This window comes from Corynebacterium sp. NPDC060344 (assembly GCF_042725215.1).
In the GTDB taxonomy this organism is placed as follows: domain Bacteria; phylum Actinomycetota; class Actinomycetes; order Mycobacteriales; family Mycobacteriaceae; genus Corynebacterium.
The window spans coordinates 139,382-154,172 of the sequence record NZ_JBHXCS010000004.1; the positions used below are offsets into that span (position 1 = coordinate 139,382).

A 14,791-nucleotide genomic window follows, 5' to 3' on the forward strand; every position below is an offset into this window, starting at 1 on the left:
CGACCCGATGTCGACGGGGGCGGAATTGGCGGAGAGGGCCCGCGCCCGGGGAGTGCCGTACGTCGCCGTCGTGTCGTCGCGGCACTTGCCGGCGACTTTGGCCGCGACCCTGCGCCCGGACGATTTCGACCACATCTTCTACGCAGATGACTATGAGTCCGTCGCAGCTCTGGCGGCCGCGTTGCCCGATGACATCGTGGGGGCGGCAATCGGCACCGAAATCGACGTCCACCTCTTCGACCTGCTGTGCGCGGAACTCGGGGTTCCCGGCAATGACCCCGCCACATCCGACCACCGCATCGACAAATACGGGATGGTCCAGGCGATGCGTGCCGCGGGGGTTCCCGCCATTCCGACGCTGCTGACGTCTGATCTTTCCGAAGCGCTTTCCTGGGTGGACGGACGAGGGGAAGTCGTGGTCAAGCCCTCGTCGAGCGCCGGTTCGGACTCCGTGTACTTCTGCCGGGAAGCGTCCGAAGTTGAGCGGGCTTTCGGGTCCATTCTCGGGCAGGTCAATCAAATGGGCCGGGACAATGACGCCGTATTGCTGCAGGAGCGCATCTTCGGTCGGCAGTTCGTGGTCAATGCCGTCAGCACGGAAGGGCGCCACTATGTCGTCGAGGCGTGGAACGACCGGCGCCGGGCCGTGCCCGGGCATGGGGTCGTCCACGACTTTGAGGAGCTGTTGCCGGCCGATGATCCGGATGTGGCGGTGTTGTCGCGGCACCTGCTCCGGTGCCTCGATGCGATGGGATTCCGCAACGGTCCCTCCCACGCCGAAATGATGCTCACCGAACGGGGGCCGCTGCTCATCGAGGTGGGCCCGCGCGTGCAGGGCTCCGTCCTCTCGGCGCCGGTGGAGTACGCCACCGGCGGGCGCAGCCACGCTTCGAGCACGCTCGACGCGGCGATCGACGGTTTCCCTTCGGCGGCCGAAGCCACCGGTGCCGTTCCGGAATACCGGGTGGAGCGCCCGCTGCGCATGACGTCGTTGATCTCGCCCGTCGATGGAACAGTCAATTCCGCGGACCACCTTGCCCCGGTGCTGGATGACCCGCGGACGAAGGGCGTACTCGGCCACCTGGAACCCGGCGTCCCCGTCCGCCGCACCATCGACTTGTTCACCTCCCCCGGCGCCATCTACGTCACCGGTGCCGACGCCGGCGACGTCGAGGATGCGTATCAGGGCATCCGCGCGCGTGAGGACGACATCACGGGAGCGGGGCTCTACGTTCCCGATGTAGGCCAATCGGCGGCGCCCGAAGCTGGATCGAATTCGGAAGAGGTGCACTGATCTCCGCGAACGCGAGGGCCGGCACGTCCCCCACCCATACGTTTCTTAAGCTGTCAGGGTTCAAACTCGTCGTCATCGGCGAACTCTTCCTAGGCATCGGCTATGTCGCCAATCTCTTGGCCGCCCAGGCCCATGCATCGTTCACGCTGGAACAGGGCCCGATCGTTCTTTCGCTCATCGCGGCGTTGTGGGCCTTGCCCGCCGTCGTGCTGCCGACCGTTGTCCGTCGGGCGATGCTGGCTTTCGGCCCGTGGCGGGTGGCGTTGTGGGCGGCCGCGCTCACGTCGATTGCCACTCTCGTCGGCATTTTCAGCCCCTCGCTGGCTCCACTCTTGGCCATGGTCTTGGCGCAGGGAGTGGGGCGTGCCTTCGCGCTCCCGGCCTTGGATTCGTTGCCGGGCCATCTCGACCGCGACGTCGATGAGAAGGCCGTGAGCGTATGGCTCGGGTTCGCCACCTATGCGCCGATGATCGTGGGCACGCTCGCCGCGTCATTGTTCTTCGATGCGGTGGGGCCGCGTGCGGCATTCGCGTTCAGCGCGGTGTCCTATTTCCTGTGCACTGCGGCGATCGTCGCGGTGCGCTTCATCGGGATGCCGGATGGAACGTCGATCGCGGATGTCCGCGGGGCTGAAAGAGATTCGCTTGACGACGCCTCTGCAGCGTCCGAACCGCAACCCGGTGAAGCGAATGAAAGCGCATCCACCACGGCCGCGCCGGTATCGGCCGTGCTGCGCGACCGGCCGGTGGCCGCAGTGCTCGCGGCCAGCTTCCTGGTCTGGATAACGTATGGAGCTTTCACCGCCGTGGAGATCGTCTACGTGCGCGACGTCCTCGGCGTGTCCATGGCGGCATTCGCCGTGCTCCAGGTGTGGCACGGCGTCGGAATGCTGCTCGGCGTGGTGCTGATGTTCCGCGTCGGCAAGAGCCGGTAGGTGACGGGGACATTGTTGGCGTGCATCGCCGCATCGTTGGTGGGCGAGCTGCTTTACGTGGGCACGAGCTCGTTCACCGTTGCCGCGGTGGGCTGTTTCGTCTGGGGAGTGGCTTCGGCGTTGTTCGGTCCCCTCATCCGCAATGCCCTGGTTTCGGCTCGCCGCGATGACATGGCCACGACCATGCCTCTGTGGCGGGCCTCCCAGTCCCTCGGCAACCTGTTCCCGATGCCGTGGATCGGATTCCTCGCCGCCGGCGTTGGTGCGCAAGCCGCGTTGGCGGGCGTCGCGGTCCTCGCCGTCGGTTCCGCATTCGCCGTGGTCGGAGTGCTGGCGTTGTCGGCCCGGGCGTCGCACCGTCAACGCGGGTAGTGACGGGCTACACGAATCCGAAGGCCTCGACCGCGATGAGGATGATTTCGGCTAACCCAGCGTCTTCCACAGCCAGGAGTGGATCAGCGCCTCCATGTGCGCGACCTGGGAGTTGTCCGCCGCGCCGGCGTGGCCGCCCTCCGTGTTCTCGTGATAGTCGACGGGCTGGCCGGCCTCGCGCAGCAGCCACGCCAGCGAGCGGGCGTGGGCCGGATGGACGCGGTCGTCGCGGGTCGACGTGGTCACCAGCGCCGGGGGATAGGGGCGGTCCTCGCGCCGGGCGATGCGCTGCACCGGCGACCATTCGCGGATGGCGGCGCCCTCGGTCTCGTCGTCGGGGTCGCCGTACTCGGCCATCCACGACGCTCCCGCCGACAGCCGGTGGTACCGCAGCATGTCCGCCAACGGCACCTGGCTGACCACCGCGCCGAGCTTCTCCGGATAGGACGTCAGCGCCACCGCCGACAGCAGGCCACCGTTCGAGCCGCCGCGGATGGCCAGCGTCTCCGGCGTCGCGTATCCGCGGGCGACGATGTCCTCCAGCACCGCCCGGTGGTCCTCATAGACCTTCCCGCGGTTGAGCTTCACCGCCGTCGAATGCCACTCCGGCCCGAACTCGCCGCCGCCGCGCAGATTCGCCTCGACGGACAGGCCACCGCGCGCCAGCCACCCCATCCCGCGTGTGGAGGAGTAACCGGGCACCAGGGAGACCTCGAAACCGCCGTAGGCGTGGACCAGGGTCGGGCGCGGCTCGGGTGTGCCCTCCTCATCCGCCTCGCCCAACAGCCCCGTGATCCGGTACGGGACCTTCGTGCCATCCGCCGACGTCGCCCAGTGCAGTCGGGTGGACATGCCGGTCGCGTCGAAGAAGGCGGGCGCGCGCCGGGCGACCCGCGGCGCCTCGCCGGAACCCGCCTCTGTCAGCCACAGCGTCGCCGGCTCCAGCGTCGACGATCCCGCCAGCCACAGCTCGTCGTCGCGCGTCGACGACGTCCCCACCACCGACACCGACGCCGACGCCGGCAGCCCCGGGATCTCTCCCTCGGCCCACTCGCCGATGGACAGCGTCACCAGGCGGGTGGCCACGTCCTGCAGCAGGGTCAGCACCAGATGGCTCTTCGTCCACGCCACCGATTGCAGCGAAGTGCGGTCATCGGGCGCGAACAGGATGCGGCAGTCCCGCGAGCCGGCCAGCCAGTCGTCGAAAAGCGCGACCGCGAGCCCGCCCGCCGGAATGCCGTTGAACTCCGTGCGGGGCATGAGCAGCAGGTATTCCCGGTGCACGCTCGCGCGACAATCATCGGGAACCTCAATGATCTGCAGGCCCCCATCAGTTCGCACGAACCGCCGCGAGTTGTAGAAGTCGATCGCCCGCTCCACGAACAGCCGCTCGAAGCCCTCCGTCGCGTCGAACCAGCCGCCGACCGCGACGTCGTCGTCATGGCCGGAGAAAATCAGCTCCGCGTCGCGCAGCGCCGTCCCGCGCCGCCACGAAAACACCTGCTTCGGATACCCCGACGCCGTCAGGCTGCCCGGCCCCATGTCGGTGCCCACCAGAATCTCGTCGCGGCCCACCCACGACACGTCCGACTTCGCCTCCGGCAGCTCGAACGGCTCCTCGCCCACGAACTCGAGCGCCTCCAGGTCGAACTCGCGGATCACCGACGCATCGGCACCGCCGCGCGACAGATGCACCAGAGCCCGGTCGTAGTCCGGGTACCGGCACTGCGCGCCCTTCCACACCCAGTTCTCGCTTTCCGACGACGCCAGCGCATCCACATCGAGCAGCACCTCCCACTCGGTGTCCCCGGAAAGGAACGACTCCAGCGACGTTCGCCGCCACAGGCCGCGCGGATGGTCCCCGTCGCGCCAGAAGTTGTACAGGTGCTCGCCGCGCCGCACTGGGTAGGGGATGCGCGCATCGGTGTCCAGGGCCGAGCGGATCGACGATTCCAGCTCATCGCGGGAACGGTCGCCGTCGAAAAGCGACTCCGTCTCGGCGCTGCGCTCCCGGGCCCACTCCAGCGCGCGCTCGCCGGCGATGTCGTCGAGCCAGGCGGGCACGCCGTCGGTGGGCAGGAAACCCGCGGCGTCGGAGCTGCTGTCGGCAAAGGAAAATCCCATGACCCGAATCTAGGTCATGGGATGGGGGCCACCGGGCGGAACCCGGGGAAAGCCGGTCAGGGGACCGGCGCGGGAACCTCTAGTACAGAACCTTGGAGAACAGGACGTCCCACGACTCGTGGAGGTCATCCTGCCAGTAGCCCCACGAGTGGGTGCCGGAGTTGCCCAGATCCCAGTGCGCGTCGATGCCCAGCGAATCCAGCTTCGCCTTGAACACGTTGGTGCAGAAGTTCGTGCCGCCCTCGATGGCCGAACCCGTGGTGCGCTGCGCGATCAGCTGCGACTCGTTGTCCACGTTCGGGTGCGCGGTGGTGTCCCACTCGCCCCACAGGCCCGTGCCATTGGAGATGTACATCTGCTGGCCGGCCAGCTTCTCGGCGTTGACCAGCGGATCGTTGTGCGTCCAACGGTCGCCCGGGCGCGCGCCCCACATCTGCTCGCCGGTGACGCCCTTGCGGTCGAGCACCAGCTTGATGGCCTGCGCGCCGATCTCGTCGGACGTCTGGGCGCAGCCCGAGAACGAACCGATGCCGTCGTACAGGTCCGGGCTGTGCTGCGCGAAGTTGAGCACCGACGTCGCCGACATGGACATGCCCACGATGCCGCGCTTGCCATTGCCGCCGATCTTCGCCTCCAGCGACTCCGGCAGCTCCTTGGTCAGGAACGTCTCCCACGTCTGGGCGCCCAGCTCCGTGTTCGGGTCGACCCAGTCGGTGTAGTACGAGAACTCGCCGGCCTGGACGATGACCACGTTGACGTTCTTGTCGGAGAAGAAGTCGATGATGTCCGTCTGGTACAGCCACGACGCCTTGCCCTCGCCGCCGTCGGCGCCGTTGAGCACGTACAGGGTCGGGCGCGGGGCGTAGATCTCGTCGCCCTCCAGGCCCTTCGGGTGGATCCACACCAGCGGCACCGCGCGGTCCATGGACACCGAACCGGCCCAGACCTCCTTGGCGTTGTCGTGGCCTGCGATCTGCTCGCGCCAATGCGGGTTGACCCGCTCCATCTCGCCGATGCCGATCGGCGCCGGGGTCGCGCCCGCGGCGTCGGCGATCGGGGTGGCGACCGGGTTGGCGGCGGGGGCCTCGGCCGTCTGGCCGGTGGCGGGCTGGGCCAGCGTGGCGGGGGCCAGCGCGACGGGCATCAGCGCAACCATCGCGGCGGCGGTCGCCGACATGAGGCGGGTGCGGGTGTTCTTCATCGTGGGCTCCATCGTGGTGTCGATGCCTGGGGCGGTCCGTCGAACATGAACTGAGGGCATGCCGTGGCCCGGCTGAGGGCAAATCACTTGGCAGATTACCCCAGGATGTGACTCCGCGAAACCCGGGTGGTGCAGGAAAACGGGCACTTTCGGGGGCGGCGGCCGGTGCTCCGCCGAAAACCGGGGATGTGAACTGCTGTTACGCAAGTTAAGATTGTGACTGGAGTGACGGAAAAGTCCCCGAAAATACTTCGGGAACCTGGTCCGGCACCCCCGAACACCGCCGACGGCGTCGTGTTTAGTTGCTTCGTCGCCCTCCCGGGCGCACTCGGAGCAGCCGTCGCCGCCACCACAAGCTGGGTCCCCCGACCGGCCCCCGCACAACCGAAAGGTCCGCCATGCAGCTCCACGAATCCATCCTCGTGAAGATCTTCGAGTTCCTCGGGCTCGGCCTCAACGCGGGGTCGTCCTCCCTCGCCGACATTCTCGTCCTGCTCGGCCTGGCGTAGTCGGTGTTGGCGTAGCCCGGTCTCGCAGGGCACGGCCTCGCGGGGCCCGGCCCTGCACGGCCCCCGCCCTGCCCGCGCCCGACCCCCGGGGGCCTGACCCGGGATGACTACGCACCCGCAGCCGCGTAATCTTGTCTCCGTGGCTGAACATTATGATCTCGTTGTCCTCGGCGCCGGCCCCGGCGGGTACGTCGCCGCCATCCGCGCCTCCCAGCTCGGCCTGAAGGTCGCCGTCGTGGAGAAGCAGTACTGGGGCGGTGTCTGCCTCAACGTGGGCTGCATCCCCTCCAAGTCGCTGTTGAAGAACGCCGAGGTGGCGCACATCTTCAATCACCAGGCGAAGACCTTCGGCATCTCGGGCGATGCGTCCTTTGACTTTGGCGCGGCGCACGACCGCTCGCGCAAGGTGTCCGCGGGCATCGTCAAGGGCGTCCACTACCTGATGAAGAAGAACAAGGTCACCGAGGTCGACGGCTGGGGTGAATTCAAGGACGCCAACACCATCGTCGTCACCGACGGCAAGGACGAGGGCACGGAGCTCACGTTCGACAACGCCATCATCGCGACCGGCTCCGTCGTCCGCTCCCTGCCGGGCGTCGAGCTCGGCGGCAACATCGTCTCCTACGAGGAGCAGATCCTCTCCTCCGACCTGCCCGACTCGATGGTCATCGTCGGCGCCGGCGCAATCGGCATGGAGTTCGCGTACGTCCTGGCCAACTACGGCGTCGACGTCACCATCGTCGAGTTCATGGACCGCGTCCTGCCGAACGAGGACGAGGACGTCTCCAAGGTCATCGCCAAGGAGTACAAGAAGCTCGGCGTCAAGCTGCTCACCGGCCACAAGACCACCGCCATCGAAGACAAGGGCGATTCGGTCGAGGTCAAGGTCGAGTCGAAGGACGGCAAGAAGTCCGAGACCCTCACCGTCGACCGCGTCATGGTCTCCATCGGCTTCGCCCCGCGCACCGAGGGTATCGGCCTGGACAAGGCCGGCGTCGAGGTCGGCGAGCGCGGCGAGATCCCCATCGACGATCACATGCGCACCAACGTCGACCACATCTACTCCATCGGCGACGTCACCATGAAGCTGCAGCTGGCCCACGTGGCCGAGACGCAGGGCGTCATCGCCGCCGAGCACATGGCCGGCCACGAGTCCGACGTTATCGAGGACTACCTGAACATGCCGCGCGCGACGTTCTGCAACCCGCAGGTCGCGTCCTTCGGCAAGACCGAGGCCCAGGCGAAGAAGTGGGCGGAGGAGAACGACCGCGAGATCACCGTCTCCACCTTCCCGTTCTCCGCCAACGGCAAGGCGCAGGGTCTGGCGGAGGCCACCGGCTTCGTCAAGCTCATCGCCGACGCCGAGCACGGCGAGCTGGTCGGCGGCCACATGGTCGGCGCCAACGTCTCCGAGCTCATGCCGCAGCTGGTGCTGGCGCAGAAGTACGAGCTGACCTCCGAGGAGATCGGCCGCGCCACCCACATCCACCCGACCATGTCCGAGGCGATGAAGGAAGCCGCCGAGGGCCTGATGGGCGAGATGATCAACCTCTAGGTTTCCGTTTCGCCAGCGTCGTTCGCCGGTCCCGGGTCTTCCCGGGGCCGGCTTTCGCGTTCCCGCGCGCACTCGCTTCTGTGGAGGGAAGGAGGGACGGAGGGACGGGAAGGCGCGGGGTCGCCGCCGGGAATTCGAGGGGCACCGCCGGGCAGTCAAATAAGGGTTGCGGACACGTCAACGATGTGCCATAGTTGACGCATCAACAACGGCGGCGCGCCGCGGAATCACCGCGGTGCACGGCCGCCGAGGGCCGACGTTCGCTGCGCCGGCCCGTCGCAAAGCAACCGACGCATTCCCCGAAAGGACCCCCATGACCTCCGCCGCCACGTACGCCGCCCGCCTGTTCCCCGGCCTGATCTTCCTCAACTCCGGCCTGGGCAAGCGCAAGCTCGACGCCGAGACCGCCGCCGGCATGCAGGGCTTCGCCGCCACCGGCATTCCGGCGGTGTCGAAGCTGGAGCCGGCGACCTTCGGCAAGCTGCTGTCGGCCGGCGAGATCGCCACCGGCGCCGCGCTGCTGGCCCCGTTCGTGCCCAACCGCGTCGCCGGCGCCGCGCTGACCGCCTTCGGCGCCGGCTTCATGTCCATGTACCTGCGCGCCCCCGGCCAGCGCCAGGAGGGCTCGCTCGCCCCGACGCAGGACGGCATGTCCCTGGCCAAGGACTCCTGGCTGCTGGGCATCGGCTCCGCGCTGCTGCTGGCCGGCGACAAGAAGTAAAAAGAGTCGCTTGACGACGCCCCCGTCCCCCCGAATCCGCTAACCCACCCCGAATGACCTAACCCACCCGTTAGAACAGGTGGGTTAGGTCATTCGAGGTGGGTTAGCAGGGGAAGGGGCGGGATCGGGGGCGGGCGAGCGCGTCTAGTACGGCGCGACCGAGGAACGGTGCGCGTTGACGTCGATGGCGCGGTGGATCGGCGGGAACGCGCGCTGCGGGCAGTCGTCGCGGCTGCACACGCGGCAACCGGCGCCGATCGGGGTGGCGGCCTTCTCGTCGGCCAAGTCCAGGCCCTCCGAGTAGACGGTCCGGTGGGCGTGCCGTGCCTCGCAGCCCAAGCCGATGGCGAAGGTCTTGCCCGGCTGGTTGTAGCGCGCGGTGTGGTGCTCGACGGTGCGGGAAATCCACAGGTACGAGCGCCCATCGGGCATCACGGCGACCTGGCGCATGATCTTGCCGGGGTAGGAAAACGTCTCGTAGACGTTCCACAGCGGGCACGTACCGCCGGAGTTGGTGAAGTGGAACCCCGTCGCCGACTGCCGCTTGGACATGTTGCCCGCGCGGTCGACGCGCACGAACGTGAAGGGGATGCCCCGCAGGCTCGGCCGCTGCATGGTGGACAGGCGGTGGCAGATGGTCTCGTAGCCGACGCCGGTGTGGCGCGACAGGAACTCGATGTCGTACCGGTTCGACTCGGCCAGCGCGTGGAACTTCTCGTACGGCAGGATCAGCGCGCCGGCGTAGTAGGTGGCCACGCCGCGCAGCGCCAGCTCGCGGGAGTCGCTCGACGTGAAATGCCCCGCCGACACTTCCTCGCGGATGAGGTCGCCGCACTCGAAATAGCCCAGCTCCGTGGCCATTCGGAACGCGCGCTGGCCGGGGGACAGGCCGCGGGCGAGGTCGAGCTCCCCGGTGGTGGGATCGAAATGGTGCTGGGTGTCGCCCATGTCGGACCGGGTGCGGATGGTCACCCCGTGCCGTTGCGTGAGCCTGCGCGCGAGGATCTCCTCGACGTCCTTGTTGTCGTCGGTCGTGCCCAGCTCCGTGGCCAGCCGCTCGGCGGCGAGGTCTACGGAGTCGATGTAGTTCTGGCGCGTGTAAAAGTAGTCGCGCACTTCCTCGTGCGGCATGGTCAGCGCCTTCGACGCCGCGCCGCCGGCGGGATCGCCCTGGAAGTTGCGGTCGTCGGTGGCCAGCGACAGCTTGTCGGTGACGTTGCGGTACCGGCGGTGGGCGTCGACCATCGCGCGGGCGATCTCCGGGTGGTTGCGCACCATGTCGGAGATCTCCTGCAGATCGACCGGCTCGGGGCACACTTCCTTGTCCAGCACCACGTCCTGGACCTCGGCGAGCAGCCGGGAGTCGTCGTCGCGGGAGAAGAACGTCGCGTCGACGCCGAAGGTCTCGGTGATCTTCAGCAGCACGGGCACCGTCAGCGGCCGGACGTCATGCTCGATCTGGTTGACGTAGCTCGCCGACAGCCCCAGCGCCTGGGCCAGCGCGGCCTGGCTCATGTCCCGCTCGCGGCGCAATTGCCGCAGCCGGGAGCCCACATACGTTTTCGCCATGCGACCAGATTAGCAGCCCTGGCAAAAGCAGTGCCCGCATCGGCTAATCCTGCCAAGGTCGGTGCGGGCCGCTTTACGACGACCATCGTCCCACGACCCCCGGACACGGAAAAACCGCCCGGGTAAAACCCGGGCGGTTGATCACGGTGGCCACGTGACGGCCCTGACGAGCCGCCGCGCCGTTCCAGCCTGTTCAGCGTCCCGTCGTCAAGCAACGGGCCTGATGCGGCCTAGTGGAACTGGCCCTCCTCGGTGGAGCCCTTCAGGGCGGTGGTGGAGGAGTTCGGGTCGACCGTGGTGGCGATGCGGTCGAAGTAGCCGGCGCCGACCTCGCGCTGGTGCTTGACGGCGGTGAAGCCACGCTCCTCGGCGGCCTTGAACTCGCGGTTCTGCAGGTCGACGAAGGCGGTCATCTGCTCGCGGGCGTAGCCGTGGGCCAGATCGAACATGCCGTAGTTCAGGGCGTGGAAGCCGGCCAGGGTGATGAACTGGAACTTGAAGCCCATCTTGCCCAGCTCGTTCTGGAACTTGGCGATCTCGTCGGCCTCCAGGTGCGCCGACCAGTTGAAGGACGGGGAGCAGTTGTAGGCCAGGAGCTGGTCCGGGTGCTCCGCCTTGACGGCCTCGGCGAACTGCTTGGCGACCTCGAGGTCCGGGGTGCCGGTCTCCATCCAGATCAGGTCGGAGTACGGGGCGTAGGACTTGGCGCGCTCGATGCAGGGCTCGATGCCGTTCTTGACGCGGTAGTAGCCCTCGGCGGTGCGGTCGCCCTCGATGAACTTCTGGTCGCGCTCGTCGACGTCGGAGGTGATCAGGGTGGCCGCCTCGGCGTCGGTGCGCGCGATGATGACGGTCGGGGTGTTGGCGACGTCGGCCGCGAGGCGGGCCGAGGTCAGGGTGCGGATGTGCTGCTGGGTCGGGATCAGCACCTTGCCGCCGAGGTGGCCGCACTTCTTCTCCGAGGCCAGCTGGTCCTCCCAGTGGGTGCCGGCGGCGCCGGCCTGGATCATGGCCTTCTGCAGCTCGTAGACGTTCAGCGCGCCACCGAAGCCGGCCTCGCCGTCGGCGACGATCGGCAGCAGCCAGTTGTCGACCGAGGTGTCGCCCTCGACGCGGGCGATCTCGTCGGCGCGCAGCAGGGCGTTGTTGATGCGGCGGACCACGGCCGGCACGGAGTTGGCCGGGTACAGCGACTGGTCCGGGTAGGTGTGGCCGGAGAGGTTCGCGTCACCGGCGACCTGCCAACCCGAGAGGTAGACGGCCTTCAGGCCGGCGCGGGCCTGCTGGACGGCCATGTTGCCGGTCAGCGCGCCCAGGGAGTTGATGTAGGAGTCGTCGTCGACGTTGACGCCCTCCCACAGGAGCTCGGCGCCGCGGCGAGCGAGGGTGTGCTCCTCGACGACGGTGCCCTGGAGCTCCTCGACCTGCTCGGCGGTGTACTCGCGCTGGATGCCCTTCCAGCGGGGGTTCTCGTCCCAATCCTTCTGGATTTCCTGGGCGGTACGGGCCTTGCCGACGTTCGACATATCCGGGTCACTTCCTTAGCTAGGACTTCGGGATCCGGGCCGGGTGCGGCGCTCGATGCTTCAGCGCGCCAATTCGGCATCCGGGATTTAGTGGGATTACACGGCGTAGGCAGACGTCTCCCGGGGATCAATGCCGTCGGGTGTGGGAAACAACCAACGAGCGATTCCGGTGACTGCCCGCTTTCGCGTGCCGTGACTCACATCATGGGGTACGCCGTGCGTTCCGTCAAGGAAATTGGGTTGTAAATTTAATTGCTTTTTCTCCGCCAAGGTGCGAATGTTGCGAAGAGTGTGATGTGGCACCGCTCCGGAACTAAGTCGCAGGTAGGTGCCCATCGCAACCGTGTGAAGATTGTCGGTCATGGCAAGGCGGTGAAGATCACCCCCCGCTTTGGGGTGGTGTGGATCACGGCAACTCGGGCGTTCGGGGCCTCCCCCGCGGGGCTGCGGCTTACGGCGTTCGGGGGTGGTCCGGGTGTGGCGAAGATTGCGTGGTCAGCGGGTATTCCGGCTACCCGAACGGGTGGATCCCCGTTTTCGCCGGTTCCGGGGGTGGCCGCACGGCCCGGGCGGTCCGCGCTGCCGGGGGAGGGAGCGGCGGTTGCGATGGCGAGGATCGCGGAACGGTGCCGCGCGAGACCCGCATCACATATGGTTGGCGCATCCCGCGACGCTCCCGCACCGGGGGCCCAGCGAGCGTGACAACGAACCCCTTACTTAAGGAGAGACATGACCGAGCGCATCACCGCCGGCGGCCTGCAGGTCGCCAAGGTCCTCTACGACTTCGTCAACGACACCGCCCTCCCCGCCGCAGGCATCGAGGACAAGGACGCCTTCTGGCAGGGCTTCGGCGACATCGTGGAGAAGTACACGCCGCGCAACGTCGAGCTCCTGGCCAAGCGCGACGAGCTGCAGGCCAAGCTCGACGACTGGTACCGCGAGAACCCGGGCGAGCAGGACATGGACTCCTACGTCGCTTTCCTCAAGGAGATCGGCTACCTGGTCGAGGATCCGGGCGAGTACCAGGTGACCACCGCCAACGTGGACACCGAGATCACCAGCACCGCCGGCCCGCAGCTGGTCGTGCCCGTGCTCAACGCCCGCTTCGCCATCAACGCCGCCAACGCGCGCTGGGGCTCGCTCTACGACGCGCTCTACGGCACCAACGCCATCTCCGAAGAGGGCGGCGCCGAGAAGGACGGCAAGGGCTACAACAAGGTGCGCGGCGACCGCGTCATCGCCTGGGGCCGCGATTTCCTGGACAAGGGCGTCCCGCTGCTGGAGGGCAGCCACGCCGACGTCGAGTCCTACGACATCGTCGACGGCCGCCTCGTGGCCACCATCGACGGCAGCCAGGTCGGCCTGCGCGAGCCGGAGGTCCTGGTCGGTTACACCGGCGAGATCGGCAACCCCGACTCGATCTACCTCAAGCACAACGGCCTGCACATGCAGATCCTCATCGACCCGGAGTCGCCGATCGGCAAGACCGACAAGGCCGGCGTGAAGGACATCATCCTCGAGGCCGCGGTCACCAACATCATGGACCTCGAGGACTCCGTCGCCGCCGTCGACGCCGCCGACAAGGTGCAGGGCTACACCAACTGGCTCGGCCTCAACGTGGGCGACCTGGAGATCGACATCACCAAGGGCGGCAAGCCCGCCAAGCGCGTCATCAACGACGACCGCGCCTACACCGACCTCGAGGGCAACGAGCAGAAGCTGCACGGCCGCTCGCTCAACCTGGTCCGCAACGTCGGCCACCTGATGCGCAACCCCGCGATCCTCGACCGCAACGGCGAGGAGATCCACGAGGGCATCATGGACGCGGTCATCACCCCGATCTGCGCCATCCCCGGCCTGGACCAGGGCAACGACCGCAAGAACTCGCGCACCGGCTCGATCTACATCGTGAAGCCGAAGCAGCACGGCCCGGAGGAGTCCGCCTTCACCAACGAGCTGTTCGCCGCCGTCGAGGACCTCCTCGGCCTGGACCGCAACACCATGAAGGTCGGCCTCATGGACGAGGAGCGCCGCACCTCGGTCAACCTCGACGCCGCCATCAAGGAGGTTTCCGAGCGCGTGGTGTTCATCAACACCGGCTTCATGGACCGCACCGGCGACGAGATCCACACCTCCATCCAGGCGGGCCCGATGTTCCGCAAGGCCGCGCAGAAGACCGCGCCGTGGATGCTGGCCTACGAGGACAACAACGTCGACGCCGGCCTGGCGCACGGCCTGCAGGGCAAGGCGCAGATCGGCAAGGGCATGTGGGCCATGACCGAGCTGATGGGCGAGCTGCTCGAGCAGAAGATCGGCCAGCCCAAGCAGGGCGCGTCCACCGCGTGGGTCCCGTCGCCGACCGGCGCCGTCCTCCACGCCACGCACTACCACCAGGTCGACGTGTTCGAGGTCCAGGACAAGCTGATCACCGACGGCCGCCGCGAGACGCAGAAGGATCTGCTGACCATCCCGGTCGCCGCCGCCAAGCCGGGCGAGCCGGGCGCGGACTGGTCGGACGAGGAGAAGCAGAACGAGCTGGACAACAACTGCCAGTCGATCCTCGGCTACGTCATCCGCTGGGTCGAGCAGGGCGTCGGCTGCTCCAAGGTCCCGGACATCAACGACGTCGACCTCATGGAGGACCGCGCCACGCTGCGCATCTCCTCGCAGACCCTGGCCAACTGGCTGCTGCACGGCGTCGTGTCGGAGGAGCAGCTGGTCGATTCGCTCCACCGCATGGCCGAGGTCGTCGACCGCCAGAACGAGGGCGACGAGGCCTACCTGCCGATGGCCAAGGACTTCGACTCCTCCATCGGTTTCCAGGCCGCCAAGGAGCTGATCTTCGAGGGCACCAAGCAGCCGTCGGGCTACACCGAGCCGATCCTGCACCGCGCCCGCCTGGAGTTCAAGGCCCGCCACGGCATCGACCAGGGCTAAACCTCCGGCCACGGTTTCGGATCCAGTTCCGGCACCGGATCCGGCCCC

Annotated in this window: 10 protein-coding genes; 6 read left to right on the forward strand and 4 right to left on the reverse strand. The window is 67.7% G+C overall.

Going from position 1 to position 14,791, the window contains the following annotated elements:
• The first annotated feature begins 52 nt into the window (after positions 1 to 52).
• The 3 genes from ACFWGD_RS06960 to ACFWGD_RS06970 all read left to right on the forward strand — a co-directional run bounded on the left by ACFWGD_RS06960 (position 53) and on the right by ACFWGD_RS06970 (position 2,601).
• Positions 53 to 1,294, forward strand: a complete 1,242-nt coding sequence (locus ACFWGD_RS06960) for an ATP-grasp domain-containing protein (RefSeq protein WP_377777881.1) — start codon at positions 53 to 55, stop codon at positions 1,292 to 1,294.
• Positions 1,295 to 1,389: 95 nt separating this feature from the next.
• Positions 1,390 to 2,229 (forward strand): MFS transporter, encoded by an 840-nt coding sequence (locus ACFWGD_RS06965; RefSeq protein ID WP_377777989.1) that lies wholly within the window; start codon positions 1,390 to 1,392, stop codon positions 2,227 to 2,229.
• Entirely contained in the window at positions 2,230 to 2,601 is a 372-nt protein-coding gene (locus ACFWGD_RS06970) for a hypothetical protein (protein ID WP_377777882.1), read from the forward strand.
• 51 nt (positions 2,602 to 2,652) lie between these two features.
• Here ACFWGD_RS06970 and ACFWGD_RS06975 read toward each other — a convergent pair whose 3' ends face one another.
• Both ACFWGD_RS06975 and ACFWGD_RS06980 read right to left on the reverse strand, forming a co-directional pair.
• A complete protein-coding gene (locus ACFWGD_RS06975) occupies positions 2,653 to 4,725 on the reverse strand; it encodes a prolyl oligopeptidase family protein (protein ID WP_377777883.1) in 2,073 nt (690 codons plus the stop codon).
• A gap of 79 nt (positions 4,726 to 4,804) precedes the next feature.
• On the reverse strand, positions 4,805 to 5,926 hold the full coding sequence (locus ACFWGD_RS06980; RefSeq protein ID WP_377777884.1) for an alpha/beta hydrolase-fold protein: 1,122 nt from the start codon (positions 5,924 to 5,926) through the stop codon (positions 4,805 to 4,807).
• Between the two features lie 648 nt (positions 5,927 to 6,574).
• Between ACFWGD_RS06980 and lpdA the strand changes: the two genes are divergently transcribed.
• Entirely contained in the window at positions 6,575 to 7,990 is a 1,416-nt protein-coding gene (lpdA, locus tag ACFWGD_RS06985) for a dihydrolipoyl dehydrogenase (protein WP_377777885.1), read from the forward strand.
• A 313-nt stretch (positions 7,991 to 8,303) separates the two neighbouring features.
• Entirely contained in the window at positions 8,304 to 8,711 is a 408-nt protein-coding gene (locus ACFWGD_RS06990) for a hypothetical protein (RefSeq protein WP_377777886.1), read from the forward strand.
• A 144-nt stretch (positions 8,712 to 8,855) separates the two neighbouring features.
• On the opposite strand, the gene ramB is transcribed toward ACFWGD_RS06990, so the two are convergent.
• Together ramB and aceA are read right to left on the reverse strand one after the other, a co-directional pair.
• Positions 8,856 to 10,280, reverse strand: coding sequence for an acetate metabolism transcriptional regulator RamB (gene ramB, locus ACFWGD_RS06995; RefSeq protein ID WP_377777887.1), 1,425 nt, complete (start codon positions 10,278 to 10,280; stop codon positions 8,856 to 8,858).
• Positions 10,281 to 10,510: 230 nt separating this feature from the next.
• Positions 10,511 to 11,806, reverse strand: coding sequence for an isocitrate lyase (gene aceA, locus ACFWGD_RS07000; protein ID WP_377777888.1), 1,296 nt, complete (start codon positions 11,804 to 11,806; stop codon positions 10,511 to 10,513).
• 729 nt (positions 11,807 to 12,535) lie between these two features.
• Between aceA and ACFWGD_RS07005 the strand changes: the two genes are divergently transcribed.
• On the forward strand, positions 12,536 to 14,743 hold the full coding sequence (locus ACFWGD_RS07005; RefSeq protein WP_377777889.1) for a malate synthase G: 2,208 nt from the start codon (positions 12,536 to 12,538) through the stop codon (positions 14,741 to 14,743).
• The last annotated feature ends 48 nt before the right edge of the window (positions 14,744 to 14,791 follow it).

What these genes read in the sequence shown, in the direction of transcription:
- ACFWGD_RS06975 (WP_377777883.1), bottom strand. Translation starts at nt 4,725, where the DNA reads ATGGGATTTTCCTTTGCCGACAGCAGCTCCGACGCCGCGGGTTTCCTG.
- ACFWGD_RS06980 (WP_377777884.1), bottom strand. Translation starts at nt 5,926, where the DNA reads ATGAAGAACACCCGCACCCGCCTCATGTCGGCGACCGCCGCCGCGATG.
- ACFWGD_RS06990 (WP_377777886.1), top strand. Translation starts at nt 8,304, where the DNA reads ATGACCTCCGCCGCCACGTACGCCGCCCGCCTGTTCCCCGGCCTGATC.
- ramB (WP_377777887.1), bottom strand. Translation starts at nt 10,280, where the DNA reads ATGGCGAAAACGTATGTGGGCTCCCGGCTGCGGCAATTGCGCCGCGAG.
- aceA (WP_377777888.1), bottom strand. Translation starts at nt 11,806, where the DNA reads ATGTCGAACGTCGGCAAGGCCCGTACCGCCCAGGAAATCCAGAAGGAT.
- ACFWGD_RS07005 (WP_377777889.1), top strand. Translation starts at nt 12,536, where the DNA reads ATGACCGAGCGCATCACCGCCGGCGGCCTGCAGGTCGCCAAGGTCCTC.